This window comes from Nocardia sp. NPDC056541 (genome assembly GCF_042794235.1).
GTDB lineage: Bacteria > Actinomycetota > Actinomycetes > Mycobacteriales > Mycobacteriaceae > Nocardia.
The window spans coordinates 333,860-346,981 of record NZ_JBHTUD010000005.1 but is presented as its reverse complement, the minus strand read 5'-3'; the positions used below and the strand labels follow the sequence as shown (position 1 = coordinate 346,981).

General features: G+C 65.5%; 14 protein-coding genes. 5 read left to right on the top strand and 9 right to left on the bottom strand.

Translation table 11 applies throughout. The features are described 5' to 3' along the window. Positions 1–21: 21 nt before the first annotated feature. Positions 22–450, bottom strand: coding sequence for a Fur family transcriptional regulator (locus ACFQ9R_RS11565; RefSeq protein WP_378990430.1), 429 nt, complete (start codon positions 448–450; stop codon positions 22–24). 389 nt (positions 451–839) lie between these two features. On the opposite strand from ACFQ9R_RS11565, the gene ACFQ9R_RS11560 reads away from it, so the two are divergent. Further along, the gene (locus ACFQ9R_RS11560) at positions 840–1,058 is read left to right on the top strand and encodes a hypothetical protein (protein WP_378990365.1); all 219 of its coding nucleotides are present in this window, start codon (positions 840–842) and stop codon (positions 1,056–1,058) included. A gap of 406 nt (positions 1,059–1,464) precedes the next feature. Here the strand turns inward: ACFQ9R_RS11560 and ACFQ9R_RS11555 are convergent, their stop codons facing one another. After that, positions 1,465–1,932: an SRPBCC family protein gene (locus tag ACFQ9R_RS11555; RefSeq protein WP_378990363.1), complete on the bottom strand. Its 468-nt coding sequence runs from the start codon at positions 1,930–1,932 to the stop codon at positions 1,465–1,467. Between the two features lie 235 nt (positions 1,933–2,167). On the opposite strand from ACFQ9R_RS11555, the gene ACFQ9R_RS11550 reads away from it, so the two are divergent. Beyond that, a complete protein-coding gene (locus ACFQ9R_RS11550; protein ID WP_378628561.1) occupies positions 2,168–2,803 on the top strand; it encodes a TetR/AcrR family transcriptional regulator in 636 nt (211 codons plus the stop codon). A gap of 149 nt (positions 2,804–2,952) precedes the next feature. Here the strand turns inward: ACFQ9R_RS11550 and ACFQ9R_RS11545 are convergent, their stop codons facing one another. Further along, positions 2,953–4,602, bottom strand: a complete 1,650-nt coding sequence (locus ACFQ9R_RS11545; RefSeq protein ID WP_378990362.1) for an FAD-dependent monooxygenase — start codon at positions 4,600–4,602, stop codon at positions 2,953–2,955. 296 nt (positions 4,603–4,898) lie between these two features. Here ACFQ9R_RS11545 and ACFQ9R_RS11540 point away from each other — a divergent pair, with 296 nt between their 5' ends. Continuing rightward, the gene (locus ACFQ9R_RS11540; RefSeq protein WP_378990361.1) at positions 4,899–5,780 is read left to right on the top strand and encodes a hypothetical protein; all 882 of its coding nucleotides are present in this window, start codon (positions 4,899–4,901) and stop codon (positions 5,778–5,780) included. Positions 5,781–5,890: 110 nt separating this feature from the next. Here the strand turns inward: ACFQ9R_RS11540 and ACFQ9R_RS11535 are convergent, their stop codons facing one another. Continuing rightward, the gene (locus ACFQ9R_RS11535; RefSeq protein WP_378990360.1) at positions 5,891–6,514 is read right to left on the bottom strand and encodes a carbonic anhydrase; all 624 of its coding nucleotides are present in this window, start codon (positions 6,512–6,514) and stop codon (positions 5,891–5,893) included. A 362-nt stretch (positions 6,515–6,876) separates the two neighbouring features. On the opposite strand from ACFQ9R_RS11535, the gene ACFQ9R_RS11530 reads away from it, so the two are divergent. Further along, on the top strand, positions 6,877–7,302 hold the full coding sequence (locus tag ACFQ9R_RS11530) for a hypothetical protein (protein ID WP_378990359.1): 426 nt from the start codon (positions 6,877–6,879) through the stop codon (positions 7,300–7,302). Positions 7,303–7,331: 29 nt separating this feature from the next. Here ACFQ9R_RS11530 and ACFQ9R_RS11525 read toward each other — a convergent pair whose 3' ends face one another. After that, positions 7,332–8,048 carry a phosphodiesterase gene (locus ACFQ9R_RS11525; RefSeq protein WP_378990358.1) on the bottom strand — a complete coding sequence of 239 codons (717 nt, stop codon included), beginning with the start codon at positions 8,046–8,048 and terminating at the stop codon, positions 7,332–7,334. A gap of 365 nt (positions 8,049–8,413) precedes the next feature. Here ACFQ9R_RS11525 and ACFQ9R_RS11520 point away from each other — a divergent pair, with 365 nt between their 5' ends. Next, positions 8,414–9,235 (top strand): class II glutamine amidotransferase, encoded by an 822-nt coding sequence (locus ACFQ9R_RS11520; protein WP_378990429.1) that lies wholly within the window; start codon positions 8,414–8,416, stop codon positions 9,233–9,235. A 29-nt stretch (positions 9,236–9,264) separates the two neighbouring features. On the opposite strand, the gene ACFQ9R_RS11515 is transcribed toward ACFQ9R_RS11520, so the two are convergent. The 4 genes from ACFQ9R_RS11515 to ACFQ9R_RS11500 all read right to left on the bottom strand — a co-directional run bounded on the left by ACFQ9R_RS11515 (position 9,265) and on the right by ACFQ9R_RS11500 (position 13,059). Beyond that, complete coding sequence (locus tag ACFQ9R_RS11515) at positions 9,265–9,516, bottom strand: three-helix bundle dimerization domain-containing protein (RefSeq protein ID WP_378990357.1); 252 nt, start codon at positions 9,514–9,516, stop codon at positions 9,265–9,267. A gap of 36 nt (positions 9,517–9,552) precedes the next feature. Then, positions 9,553–10,710, bottom strand: coding sequence for a glutamate--cysteine ligase (locus tag ACFQ9R_RS11510; RefSeq protein WP_378990355.1), 1,158 nt, complete (start codon positions 10,708–10,710; stop codon positions 9,553–9,555). A gap of 65 nt (positions 10,711–10,775) precedes the next feature. Further along, positions 10,776–11,204, bottom strand: a complete 429-nt coding sequence (locus ACFQ9R_RS11505; protein ID WP_378990354.1) for an acetyltransferase — start codon at positions 11,202–11,204, stop codon at positions 10,776–10,778. A 397-nt stretch (positions 11,205–11,601) separates the two neighbouring features. Then, entirely contained in the window at positions 11,602–13,059 is a 1,458-nt protein-coding gene (locus ACFQ9R_RS11500; RefSeq protein ID WP_378990353.1) for an MFS transporter, read from the bottom strand. Positions 13,060–13,122 lie beyond the last annotated feature (63 nt).

Below are 13,122 nucleotides of genomic sequence, written 5' to 3'. Positions count from 1 at the left end.
ATATTCCTTCCTGGACGGGTCTTACAGGCTGGGAGCGGAGTTGTGTTCGCTGAGCGCGGAGTCCGCGCATTCGGGGCACCGGCCCCAGTAGATGACCTCGGCCTCGTCGATCACGAAGCCGAGGTCGTCGGAGGCAGTCAGGCAGGGTGCTTCGCCGACCGCGCAGTCGACGTCGGCGATCGCGCCACACGTTCGGCAGATCAAGTGGTGGTGATTGTCACCTACTCGTGCCTCGTAGCGGGCCAGCAGGCCGCGAGGTTGGATGCACCGGAGCAGCCCGGCGATGGTGAGCGTGCGCAAGGTGTCGTAGACGGCCTGATGCGAGACCGCCGACAAACGGGACCGAACGGCACGGATGATCGAATCCGTGTCGGAGTGCGGGTGTGCGTGCACGGCGCTCAGCACCGCCACGCGCGGTGCTGTCACCCGCACAGAAACTCCCCGCAGCATCTGCTGGAACTCCGCGTCCGTGGGCACATCCGCAGTTTTCCGCGTTTTCTGGAATCAGTCAAGTATTTGCTGGCCGCCGTGTCTTCGTGCTAACCGCTTCGGCGCTCGGCACCCGGCACGGATTCCCGCCGCCCGGCCCGGCGTCGCCGCTGTCGTTGCGACTGTGGCGTTCGTCGCCGGTGCGGTGGCGGACGCTGCTCGCGCGACGAGTCCGCGGTGGCGGTGCCCAACGGGGGTATGACGACACCCCGGAATAGCCCGAAGTTTGCGATATCGGGTCGATTTCTGGCTGTTTGATGTTGTCGGAGAAGGGAATTCCGTCTGCACCCCAACAGAAGAACTTTCGCCGCGCCGGTGGCCTTGCCGTGCGGGACACGAGGAGACCGCTTATGCCGATTTCTGGTCCAGCTCAGCAACTCGACAGAACTCCTGAAAATGGTGATATCGAGACCGTTGCGGCGATGGTGACGCACGACAACCAGCTTGTCGCCCAACTCCAAGACCTGGATCTGCGCAGGCTGTGTACGTGCGCCGCCGGATTATCCAGCCGGGCGCAGTGGCGGCTCGAAGCGGTAGCCGAAGCGTTGCGGAACACCGAACAGCTCTGATCCCTGTCAGTCGATTCCCCCTCCGAAGTGCTGGTTCGGCCACCGGCTCGGGAACCGAGGACTCGACCTTCTTTGCCGCCCGGCACCGCTTCTCGCGGGACCGGCGAAGCAACCCGCCGACACCGGCAATGCCCGGCGCCGCGAGCGATTCCCTTTGTGCGGCCTTGCATCTCGACGCGGGCGAGCTGGATCTCATCGCGAACGCCTGGGTGCCGTGCTCGCCGACGAGCACGGCACCCAAGCGGTGGATGTCGACGTGACCTTGCTGGGCGCTACTGCGAGCGGCCGCCGATCACGCCGTGGAAGTCGGCCGCCGGACAATCTTCACGGCTACCGGTCGAACTCCCGAGGAGTGCGCGACAGCCCAACACAGCGGCCTGTAGTGCCTCACCCGAAACGTCGCGGTTCAGATCCCGGCACCGGGGCGCGGGATATCGCCACGCCAAGCTCCGGTTGCGCGGCCCTCGGTCTCGATGAACTGCTTGAAGCGTTTCATGTCGCCGTTCACTCGGTGTTCGAGCACGCCCAGCTTGTCGGCGGCGGTTTCGACGAAACCCTCCGGGTCGACATCCATTTGCGCGGTGATCCGGGTATGGGTGTCGTCGAGACGGTGGAATGTCACCACCCCGGCGTGGTTGGGCCCATCGTCGGACCTCCACGCGACTCGTTCGTCCGGGTGCTGTTCGGTGATGGTGGCGTCGAATTCCCGTGTCGACGGTCCGACATGGATGCGCCAGTGAGTGTGCCGGTCGCCGACTTGACTGACCTGCTCGACTCCTTCCATGAACTGCGGAAAGGTCTCGAACTGCGTCCACTGGTTGTAGGCGGTACGGATCGGGACGTCTACATCGACAGTTGCGGCTACTGTGCTCACGAGTACTCCATTCCCCAGCCTGCCTGCGTCGCCGCCACAGACTGGATTCGTTCGCAGCTGCGCGCCTTCGAGGCGCTGCAACTCGTACAGTGGCGGCCTACCCGAGGCCCGAAAGCGCAAACAGGAGTGCGGCACTCGGGCTTCGGGTGGCAATTGACCGATTCCGGTGTTTTCGTGATCATGACGGTGTGCGTTCTCGCTCTCTCTTGTTCCGCCTGCTCTCGAGGTCTACCTGATGCCAACCCACGCCGATCAACAGCGCAAACGCCCTCAGCAGGATCGCGCGAAGGAGACCAAAGCGCGGATTCTCGAGGTGGCCGCTCAGCTGTTCGGTGATCGAGGTATCGGCAACACCTCGACGAACCGGATCGCCGCCGAGGCCGGCATGAGCATCGGCACTCTGTACCGGTATTTCACCGACCGGGAAGAGATCGTCAAGGAACTCACCGACAGCCTGTTCGTGCAGGCCGAGGAACAATACGCTCGGCTGCTCACCAAGTCGGTCGCCGACAAACCTCGGCGCGACACGGTTGCCGAGATCATCCGTGTCGGCGTCGAAATCCTCGTAGCCAACGGCCCCCTCGTGCGCGCCTTGGTGGCCGACCTTCAGTTCTACGGCAGCGGGATCCCCGAATTCGAACCGCGGTTGCGAATGCTCATCAAGCTCTACCTGATCCAGTCGCTCGGTCCGACGCACGGCCTCGACGTCGACACCATGGCCTATATCGTGCTCAACGCGGGCTTCTCCACCGCGCTGCGCTCGGTCAAGATGGACGAAGAGGGCATGGACCGCGACGCGGTGATCGATCAGACCGCCGACATGATCGGGCTCTGGATAACCTCAGTGGCACAGGCCGATTCGCCCGCATAGCTCCCGAAGACGCTGATGCGTCGCGCATTCGAGAACCGTCCCTTCTCGCGTCGTACCCGACTGGACCATGGGGTTTGCCCTCGTCTGGGCCCCTGTAAGAGTCGTGTGTCCTTGCTGATGGGAGGGAATGTTGTTGCTGGGCTGGTGAATCAGGCGGTGCCCAGAACATTTTCGGGGGCCGGGGCGAAGGTCGACTCGAAATGTCGAATGAGGTCGTCCGGGGCGGCAGGGGAGGCGGCACAGCCGAGGTAGCCGTCGGGGCGGACAACGTAGGCCGCGCCGGCGGCGCAGTGGTACTGCCGCGCGAAGTCGCCGTCGCTGTCACGGATGACCGGGAGGATCGTCGGGTCGACGGCGGCGCGGGGGCTCGCGACAAGATAGGTGTCGAGGCGGCCGTCGGTCAGTTTGCGAAGCAGGTCGACGTGGCGTTCGATTTCGGTGAGAGTGGCTGTGTCGCAGGTGTCGCCGACGTACCAGAGCAGTGTGTGGTCGGGACCGGCGAGGAGGGTGAAGAGCCGGAACGGCGACGTCACGCCGTCTCGGGTCAGTCCGATCGCGTCCGGAGCGCGGCTGCCCGCGAGGGGAGACGGTGCGCCGCGGGGGGATTCGGTGACGATAGGGCTGTCGCGATAGTCGATCAGGAGTTGTGCCTCGCGGAGCAGCACGCGTTCGGGGTCCGATTCGCCGGCACCGATCCCGTCGCGGGCGTCGCGGACGGTGCGACCGACCACCTCCTCGCCGATCGGTCTGCGTTCGGCGTCATAGCTGGCCAGCAGCGTCGGCGCGGCTAGCTCTGCGACGGCAAGCGCGAGCTTCCAGGCGAGGTTATGGGCGTCTTGGATGCCGGTGTTCATGCCCTGGGCGCCCGTGGGTGGGTGGATGTGGGCGGCATCGCCCGCGACGAAAACTCTTCCCCGGCTGTAGGAGTCGACGATGCGATGGCTGATCCGGAACACCGAGGACCAGCGCAAGTGCGAGGCAGTCGTCGGTGAGGGCGCGAGCCGGTCGAGCACCGCCTGAATGTCGGCCAGCGCAGGTCCGGGCCCGGTGCCGAGTCCGTGTTCGACCCTGTCGCCGCCAACGGAGTTGTCGGAGGCCAGTTCCGGGGGAACCCGCATCGACACCCGGTATCGGTGGTGGCCGGGCAGCGGGACACACACCAGCACGTCGTCGGTGACACCGTTGGTCTGGTGCATCGACCGCACGGTGTAGCCGTGCGGTTGTGCCCAATCCAGCTCGACATCGCCGAGCATGTACTGCTCGGCGAAGGCCGCGCCCTCGAACGTCAGGCCCAGCGTCTTGCGGACGGTGCTGTGCGCACCATCGCAGCCGACCAGATACCGTGCCCGCACCGTGCGCTCGCCCTCGGGTCCGGCGAGCACGGCGGCGACGCCGTCCTCGTCCTGGGTGAACCCGACGAGCCGGACTCCGCGCTCAACTCGCGTGCCCAGCGATTCCAGGTGCTGTCGCAGGATCCGCTCGGTCTCGTATTGGGGGAGTCCGAGGAACCCGAACGGAATCTCGGAGGGCAGCGCCAGATCCATGCGATCGGCCTCGGCGCCGTTGATGTACACGATCTGGCCGCGCAACAGGACCGCGGCGTCGAGGACCTCGCGCAGGATGCCCATCGCCTCGAACAGTTCCAGCGTGCGGGGCTGGACGCCGACCGCTTTCGCGTACTGCGGCGGATCGGATTGCGCGTCGATGATCCGGCACCGGACGCCACGCCGGACCACCTCGACGGCGGCGGCCGAGCCCACCGGACCTGCGCCGACGATCAGAACATCGGTATCGAACATGCGACATCACCTCACGCTGGAAGCCCCCGCCTCATGTTGTTCGCTGATCGTACGCCTGGCACCGGCCCGCGGAATCCCACGAATCGACGGATCGCCGGGAATCGAGCCATCGCGGCCGACAGAACCGTCCGCCGCGGCCACAAGCTCCGCGACTCACGCGGTACCTCGAACTGTGTGATCCGCAGGTTGCCGGTGCTCGGGCGCGGCGATGCGTAACGCAGGGGGAGCCGGATGCGACCGCAATGGTGGGAGCAGGGCTATCGAGGACAGGACGGCGGCGCGTGACAGTCGGTCGGATGAGGCGTACAGCCGTGGTGGCAGGGGCCGTGGGCGCTCTGGGGCTCCTCGGCTACGGCGGGCTTGCGGCTGTTCAGCCGACCGTCGTCTCCAGGGACAAGATCAGCGTCGCCGAGGGACTGGGCTACACCGAGGTTGCCGGCGGTGATGGGTTCGCCGACGGCGACGCTGTTCGGTTGGTCGCGGGTCCGGGAGACCACGGCAATGGCGGCAACAACGGGAATTCGGACCCGGGCAGCGGTAACGGTAACCAGGGAAATGGTGGCGGTAACCAGGGCAACAACGGGAATCAGAACCCCGGCAGCGGTAACGGCAATCAGGGAAATGGTGGCGGTAACCAGGGCAACAACGGGAATCAGAACCCCGGCAGCGGTAACGGCAACCAAGGAAACGGTGGCGGAAACCAGGGCAGCAACCCGAACCCCGGCAATGCACCCGAACCGCAGGCGCCTGTCCCGAAATCAGCTCCCGAAGCCCCGGCGCCCCGTACAACCCCCGAGTCCGAGAGTGCCCAGCCCGACACCGCCGAACGCGGTGGTGCACCGGGCAGCGACTCGCCGGGCGGTGGCGGTGCCGCACCGCCGACCGGATCAGCTCCCAATGGCGCCGGAGAGTCACCCCGGTCACCGGCCCCCGCCGGAGCAGGGGATCCACCCGCCGTGCCCACACCCGGCGGCGGTGCGGCGGTTCCCACCCACGAGGTCCGACCCACCAGCGACACAGGGATCCTCCCCGAGCCGAATCTTCTCTCGGTGATCGGTGGCCTCATCGCTTTGGGGCTCGCCGGCGGCGGATCGGCCGTGGTCAGTTTCCAAGGCGCCGCCCAGGCTCAGGCACGTATCGCGGCCGCCCGAGCCGAGTTCTTCGGACCGCGAGCGTGATCGTGGGCATCGCCTTCGGCCCGCTTCATCGGCTGACTCGGTCGCGAGCGGCGGCTGATCTGGACTGAGAGACGTTGCCGCCGTACCGGATCCGATGCGGACCGCTGCGGTTACTCGAGTTCGCCGATGTTGCCGATCACCCGGTTCAGTTGGACCCTGCCCTCGGACAGGTTGTAGGTGACACACGCGATGGCGAGTTTTCCGGCCTGGATCTTCTCGGCGATCGTGCTCGACCGTTGCGTCAGCAACAGGCCGGTCTCCTCCACGTGCCGTGCTTCGAGTTCGTCGACGGAGCTCAGTCCTTCGCGGCGGCCCAGCAGGATCGACGGGGTAACCCGTTCGACGACGCTTCGAATGAATCCGCCGGGCACGGCGCCGGAATCGAGGGCGTCGATCGTGGCGCGGACCGCACCACAGCTGTCGTGCCCCAGGACGACGATCAATGGCACATCCAGGACCGCGACACCGTATTCGATCGATCCGAGCACGGAGCCGTCGACGACGTGGCCGGCTGTGCGCACGACGAACATGTCGCCGAGGCCGCGGTCGAAGATGATCTCGGCGGCGACTCGGGAGTCGCCGCACCCGAACAGGATCGCGGACGGATGCTGCCCGGTGGTGAGTTCGGTTCGGTTCGCTGCGCCTTGGTTGGGATGCTGCAGTCGTCCTTCGACGAAGCGATCGTTTCCCTCGCGGAGGGTCTTCCAGGCGGCAACAGGACTCGTATGCGGCATATGTCCAGTTCTAACATGCGCTTGGATCGCGACCCGCGGGGTGGTCGGCTCCTTGGCTGTCGGTCGCGGACCGCTCACCCGGCGGACCCCGGTTCGCGACCGAGTAGAGGACGGATCGACGAACGCGCTCCACCGCACCCCGGCAAGGCCATTGCGAGCGGCCGACCCGACCCCGCAGCGACGTATGCTGGTCGCGATCGGCGCCCAGGGCACCTTCGAGTACTTTCCGCCTCGAACCGGCTACGTGCCCACTGACAAGCGAGAAGGTCGTGTCGAAAAGCCCGAATGTGCGGTGGTTCTGGTCCGTCCTCACGCTCGTGACGTGTGGAGCGCTCTTGTGGGGGTGTGCCGCCTCCGTTGTCATGCCGAAACTGGACAAGGATCTGTCCGCCGAAGAGGCGCGACGGGTCATGGAACGGCGGAGTGTCTGGATACCCGACTCGTTCGAGTTGGTCAGTATGCGGCGATTCGGGTGCCCGCCGTTGGCGGGTATGTGCGGCTACGCAGGCAGCTATGTCGCACCAGCGGAACACTTTCCTGACTATCGGGCGATGTACACCGATTCGACGTATACCCAACCGCTGCAGAAGATTACCTGCGCCGAGCTGACCAAGCGGCTGGGATTCGAGCCGACGACCGAACGCACAGACTGGAACTTCGATTGCGCGAACGCGATCGAATTGTTCGCCAGCTCGCCCTATGGCGACATCCGAGCCGACTACCCCCAGGTGACGATCGTTCGGGACTCTCGGTTCGCCACAATCCACTTCTATTCACGTCCGAGCTGACGTGACCGGGGCTCTGACCAGCTCGCCGATCAGATCGCGGGCTGGGCGCCGTCGTCGGTGCGGCCGCGGCGGCTTCCGGTGTAGGCGTTTTCGCGCAGCCAGTTCACCACTCGAGGCATCAATGTGACGTCGGCGGGATGGTTGAGGATCGGATCGAAGAAGTCGGTGCGGTATTCGCCCGGCTCGGCTCGCCGTAGGTCGAGTTCGCCGACGGTTTCGGGTGGGCGGCCGATGCCATCGGCGGTGATCGAGAACCGGATCACCCGGTCGTCGAGGTGATCGTCGAGGGCACGCAGGGACGCGGTATTCGGCAGGTCGTCGGTGTCGAGCGGTTCGGCGAAAAGCCAGACCGGTGGGGCGTCGGCGAATCGGTAGGGCAGCAGCGTGCCGAAACGGGCCGATGCCCAGGTACGAGCGGGGGTGATGACGAACCGGCCCATCGCACTGCGCCCGGTGGTCGCCAGCGCGAAGTCCCAGGGCCGTTCGTCGCGATCGAGTACCCGGAAAGCCAGCCCGAGTACGTCGGGCACGCCGCCGGGGCTGCCGATGCCTTTCGACTGCCGGGCGATGACCGCTCGGTCGCCGGGTCCGAACCAGGGCTCGTAGGCGCTGGTGGCACGGAATCGGCCCGCGAGGCGGACGCCGCGCGGGTGGAACACCCGTGCATGCCGCAACCGGGCCCCGGTCTGAAAGGTGGTGCGGACAACGGTGTTCGGCAGTTCGGCGACACGGTGCATATCGATCATCAGCGCTGGTCTCCTGTCACGGTGGTGGTCGTCGCCCGGGGCGCCGGCAGGCAGCCGCGGGCGATGATGCTCAGTCAGCCGTCCGCGTTGACGGCGTGGTCCATAGGGTGCGCCTACCCCCGGCGACGGAGCCCAATCGCTGTTCGGCGATCGGAAGTCGCCGATCCGCAGAGAAGAGTGTCGTTACCGCCGCGCTTGTTTCGAGCTCCAGCCTCGAACGTCAGCGATAGCTCAGGTATCGCCGGCCGCCACAATCGGGGCACCGGTGGAAACGAAATTCATTGCGGTGAAATCGAAACTGCTGGCATGGTCGACTTCTTAACATCGGCGATCCAGTCTGCTTGAATAGATATATGTGCAGATGGATGGCGTACGCGGGGGAGCCGATTCTCGCGGAAGAATTGTTGTTCACGCCGCGGCACTCGTTGATCGACCAGAGTTTGCATTCCCGACTCGGAGCCACGACGACCAATGGTGACGGTTTCGGCATCGGCTGGTATGGGGAGGGTGCAGAACCCGCGGTGTTCAAGAGCATCGAACCGGCGTGGAACGACCGAAATCTGCGTGAGGTCTCCGGTCAGATCCGCACGCCGTTGTTGTTCGCCCATATCCGCGCGTCGACCGGGACGCCGGTACAGCGCAGCAACTGCCATCCGTTTCGGCACGGTCGGTGGCTGTGGATGCACAACGGAGCACTGCGTGGCTTTCGCGAGGTCCGGCGCGACCTGGTCACCGCGATCGACCCGGCATTGTTTCCCGACCTCGAAGGATCGACGGATTCGGAAACCCTGTTCTATCTGGCGTTGACCTTCGGTCTCACCGAAGATCCACTCGGCGCGGTCGCCCGCGCGGTCGGATTCGTCGAAGACGTAGGCCGCGCGCACCAGGTGGAGAATCCGGTCCAGATGACGGTAGCGACGACCGATGGACAGTCGCTGTGGGTTTTCCGCTACTCCAGTGAACGTCAGTCGAGATCGCTGTTCTTCTCGACGAGGATCGCTCAGCTGCGCGCGCTGTACCCCGAGGTGGAAGTGCTGCACCGCCTCGGCGACCACACCCGTTTCGTGGTTTCCGAACCGTTGCGCGACCTTCCCGGCGCGTGGAGCGAAGTTCCCGAATCGTGTGCCGGAATCGTGCGGGCCGGGGCGGATGAACTCCTGGGGTTCGAGCCCGTTTCACCGGTCTGAGTCGGCGGATCGAGATCCGTGAAACCTCGCTAGATCGTAGCCATCGCCTTGGCGCTGTGCGGGTCCTCGCCGGTGACCTCGATCGGGTAGGCGCCGACAGTTTGCGCAGCGGCCTTCTCGACGAGCAGCGGAACGAAATCGCGGACACGGGCGTCGGCGAAGCGCTCGTGAATACGGCGAACCAGGAGCTCTATCCCCGCCGGTGGCTCTGCCGGAAAACGGGCGATCAAGCGTTCGATCACCTGATCGATCTGTACAGCTTCATTGTCGTCGCGCATCATCCACCCGCCTGCTCGCTCATAACTCGCTGGTCGTTGTCATCTGCTCCGCTGGGAATTGCCGATGTCGCACCCTTCGACGGTCAGTCGTGCGAGCACAGCGAAGACGTTCGCCGGGCCGCCTTCCCGTAGTGCACTGCGTTGCCGGACGGCACCGTTACCGCTGGTGAGCACTGCCGCCAGCGCGTCGCGGGTGAATTCGTAGTCACCGGATTCCTCCAGGGCGGAACGGACATGGCAGAGCAATTGGGCCAGGGCGTGGCGGCTATCCCGCCGACCCGCGATGGTCGTGGGGAATCGAGTGCTGGAGAGCCCGTTGCGGGCGGCGTAGCGGCATGCTGAGCGCAGGTGCGTCCGGGTGATCGGATCGGCGAGGTGCCCACGGCCGATGGCGGCGACCGAGGTGATGACCAGGGCCCGCACCAGACTCGCCAACAGTGTCGTTTCCACGACGGTCGCGGGCACGTCGCTGATCCGGATCTCGATCGTCGGCAGGTGAGCCGACAATCGCACATCCCAATAGACCATCGCCGGGTCGAGAATCTGTCCGTCTTCGGCGAGTCCCGCGACGATGTCGTCGTAGTGCGCTGCCGAGCGGAAATACGGTGGTGGGCCCGAACTGGGCCACCGCGCCCACACCGTGTGGCGCCAACTGGCGTGCCCCGTATCGATGCCCTCGGCGATCGGGGAATTCGCTGTCAACGCCAACAGTGCGGGCAGCCAACGACGCAGGTGATTGCTGACCTGCACCGCGAGGTCGCGCTCGGGGACACAGACATGGACATGGCAACCGCAGGTCACCTGGTCGGCCAGTGTCTTGAAGTGTTCGGCTATGCGCTGGTATCTCGGCGTGTCGGTGATGGAACCTGCGGGCGGCCCCCAGATCGGTACCCCCACCGCCAGCGGAAGCGAGCCCGAGCGAGCCGCGGCGTCAACGATGGTGACTCTGGCTCGTCGAACCTCGCGGTGCACCGCCTCGATGCTCGCGCAGACGGGGGTGCAGGTTTCGATCTGGCACTGCGAGAGTTCCAGCTGCAATGCGCTGTCGGTTCCGGCTGCCGCGACGGTGGTGTTGGTCAGGCAAGGGCGCCCGGTGGCGGGGTCGATCAGCACGAACTCTTCCTCGACGCCGACGGTGAACGCATGCAGATCGTTGCGGTGTGACCGATCGCGTCGGTCGATCGACAGGGACGCCATCGTTCCTCCTGGTCGGCGTCGCGCCCACCGGTAGACGAGCTATCGGGGAGAGATCCGACGAGGACTCAGCGTTCGGGTCGCCAGGTGGAGACAGCCCAGATGATCACGACGCTCAGCGCGATGATCACGATGGACCATGCCGGGTAGTACGGCAGGGACATGAAGTTCGCGACGATGACCAGTGCGGCGATTCCCATCGCGCCGTACCGGCCCCACGTCGATCCGATCGCGAGGCCGACGCCACAGATCAAAGCGAGGGCGCCCAGCACGACATGAATCCAGCCCCACGTCGTGGTGTCGAACTCGTAGACGTATTCGATTCCGGCGACATACAACTTGTCGTCCGCGATCGCGGAGATGCCCTGCAGAATGGAGACCGCCGCCAAAATGACAAGCATGAACGCGGCGGCGATGGATATCCCCTCGGCGACCGCCTCGCGCTGGAAGGGCTCTTCTTCTGGGACGTTGTATACCGGTGACGGGTTGCCGGTCATGATCGACTCCTCGGTGATACTGAGGACCGCCCACCCGACGCCGTTGAATGGAAGCAGGTCCTGTCGGAAACTTCTACTTTTCGAATCGTCTGTCCGTGGACCACGCGTGGTGGCTATCATCGCGGTGAGGGGGGCTATTGGTGCGCGACTGTTCTGCTCGGTGTCGCGGTGCATCATCGAGGATCGCATGCCCAGCGAAATTGTCTGCGGGAGTGCAGTATCCGCATTCCGTGGGTTGCTCAGAGTTTACCGGAGCGGATTCCTCTTAACAAGATGCGGCTCGACGAGATGCGGCAATCGGCATTCACTCGCAATAATTGCGGTCGCGGGTCAGGCGCGGGGAGCAAGCACTTCGTCCGGTCGCTGTCGAACCATGCCAGCAGGGGCCGAACGGACGTCAGACCGCACCCGCCGGCTTGGGTACCTTGACGATGAACAGGCTGATCAGCAGGGCCGCTGCCGTGAAGATCACGGCTGCGATCACCGCGCTGGCCATGCCGTGCGCGAGGATGTCCTTGGTTCCGGTGTTCTCCTGGGCCCGCTCGGCGCGGGACGACTGATAGATAGTGGTCAGAATGGCCACGCCCAATGAAAGTCCGAGCTGCTGGGTCGCTTGGAGCAGCCCGGACGCGGCGCCCATGTCGCGAGGCTCGAGTCCACCGAGCACGGTCATGTTCAATGTGACGAAGGCCAGGCTCAGACCGGCGCCGAGCAGGATGAAGGGGCCGAGAACGCCGGTGACGTAGTTGGTCGACGCATGGGTGGTGGTCAGCCAGATCGCCTCCAGCATCATCAGAACCACCCCGGTGAGCAATACCTGTTTGCGGCCGAATCGGGCGATCAGTCTCGGCGCCGACTTCGCCATGGCGAACTGGACCGAAGCCAGGGGGAGGAAGGCGATTCCGGCGATCAGCGGGCTGAAACCGAGTGCTTCCTGAATGTAGAGCGAGAGCAGGATGTAGGTGCCCGCCATGGCGGCCATCAGCAGGATGAATGTGAGGTAGGCGCCGGCCCGAACCGGATCGGCGAGCAGGCGCAACGGCATGATCGGGTGATCGGCGCGCCGTTCGACGCAGACGAACGCCGCGATGAGCACGATGCCGACAACGGTCGGTATCACGGTGGCCGGCGCGGCCCAGCCCTCGGACCCGCGAGTCAGCCCGTAGACGACGCCGACCATGCCGAGCGTGGACAAGATCGCCCCGAGGAGATCGAATGTGCCTGTGTGGCGCTCTGTTTCGGTCAGGTAGCGCAGCGCGAGAACGATGGTGAGCACGCCGATCGGCACATTGATGAAGAACACCAGACGCCAACTCAGGGTGGTGAGGATGCCGCCGAGGATCAGGCCTAGCGTGATACCGAATCCGGTGACCATGGAGAACACCCCGAGCGCACGCGTGCGCTCGGGCCCATCGGCGAACGTGGCGGCGATCATCGACAGGGCGGCGGGGCTCGCGAAGGCGAAGCCGACGCCTTGCAGCGCACGCGCGGCGATCAGCAAGCTCTCGTCGGGTGCGACGCCGCCGAGAATCGAGGCGGCGACGACAAGGCCGAGTCCCCAGATGAACATCCGGCGCCTGCCGAGAAGGTCGCCGGCCCGGCCGCCCAGAAGCAGCAGGCCACCGTAGGCCAGTGAGTAAGCACTGAACACCCAGGCGAGTGCCGGTCCGGACATGTCGAGTCCGGACCGGATTTCGGGCAGGGCGATATTGACGACATTGCTGTCGACCGCGACCATGAGCTGGCAGGTCACGATAATGCCCAACACGAACGACAGGCGGCGGTTGCGCCTGCCCGCGGTCTGCGTGGTCTCGTCGTGAGCTCGGGTGGCGGGCTGGGTATCTCGGCTGGTCATCGACATCCGTTCGAAGAATTCGGGGGAGAGGTCGAGCTGCTGCGCGGCACTGCGCGTCTGCTC

Excerpts from the sequence above, each read along its gene's own strand:
- ACFQ9R_RS11520 (WP_378990429.1), top strand. The coding sequence starts at position 8,414 with ATGGCGTACGCGGGGGAGCCGATTCTCGCGGAAGAATTGTTGTTCACG.
- ACFQ9R_RS11565 (WP_378990430.1), bottom strand. The coding sequence starts at position 450 with ATGCTGCGGGGAGTTTCTGTGCGGGTGACAGCACCGCGCGTGGCGGTG.
- ACFQ9R_RS11515 (WP_378990357.1), bottom strand. The coding sequence starts at position 9,516 with ATGATGCGCGACGACAATGAAGCTGTACAGATCGATCAGGTGATCGAA.
- ACFQ9R_RS11505 (WP_378990354.1), bottom strand. The coding sequence starts at position 11,204 with ATGACCGGCAACCCGTCACCGGTATACAACGTCCCAGAAGAAGAGCCC.
- ACFQ9R_RS11545 (WP_378990362.1), bottom strand. The coding sequence starts at position 4,602 with ATGTTCGATACCGATGTTCTGATCGTCGGCGCAGGTCCGGTGGGCTCG.
- ACFQ9R_RS11560 (WP_378990365.1), top strand. The coding sequence starts at position 840 with ATGCCGATTTCTGGTCCAGCTCAGCAACTCGACAGAACTCCTGAAAAT.
- ACFQ9R_RS11530 (WP_378990359.1), top strand. The coding sequence starts at position 6,877 with ATGCCGAAACTGGACAAGGATCTGTCCGCCGAAGAGGCGCGACGGGTC.
- ACFQ9R_RS11540 (WP_378990361.1), top strand. The coding sequence starts at position 4,899 with ATGAGGCGTACAGCCGTGGTGGCAGGGGCCGTGGGCGCTCTGGGGCTC.
- ACFQ9R_RS11535 (WP_378990360.1), bottom strand. The coding sequence starts at position 6,514 with ATGCCGCATACGAGTCCTGTTGCCGCCTGGAAGACCCTCCGCGAGGGA.
- ACFQ9R_RS11500 (WP_378990353.1), bottom strand. The coding sequence starts at position 13,059 with ATGACCAGCCGAGATACCCAGCCCGCCACCCGAGCTCACGACGAGACC.
- ACFQ9R_RS11550 (WP_378628561.1), top strand. The coding sequence starts at position 2,168 with ATGCCAACCCACGCCGATCAACAGCGCAAACGCCCTCAGCAGGATCGC.
- ACFQ9R_RS11510 (WP_378990355.1), bottom strand. The coding sequence starts at position 10,710 with ATGGCGTCCCTGTCGATCGACCGACGCGATCGGTCACACCGCAACGAT.
- ACFQ9R_RS11525 (WP_378990358.1), bottom strand. The coding sequence starts at position 8,048 with ATGATCGATATGCACCGTGTCGCCGAACTGCCGAACACCGTTGTCCGC.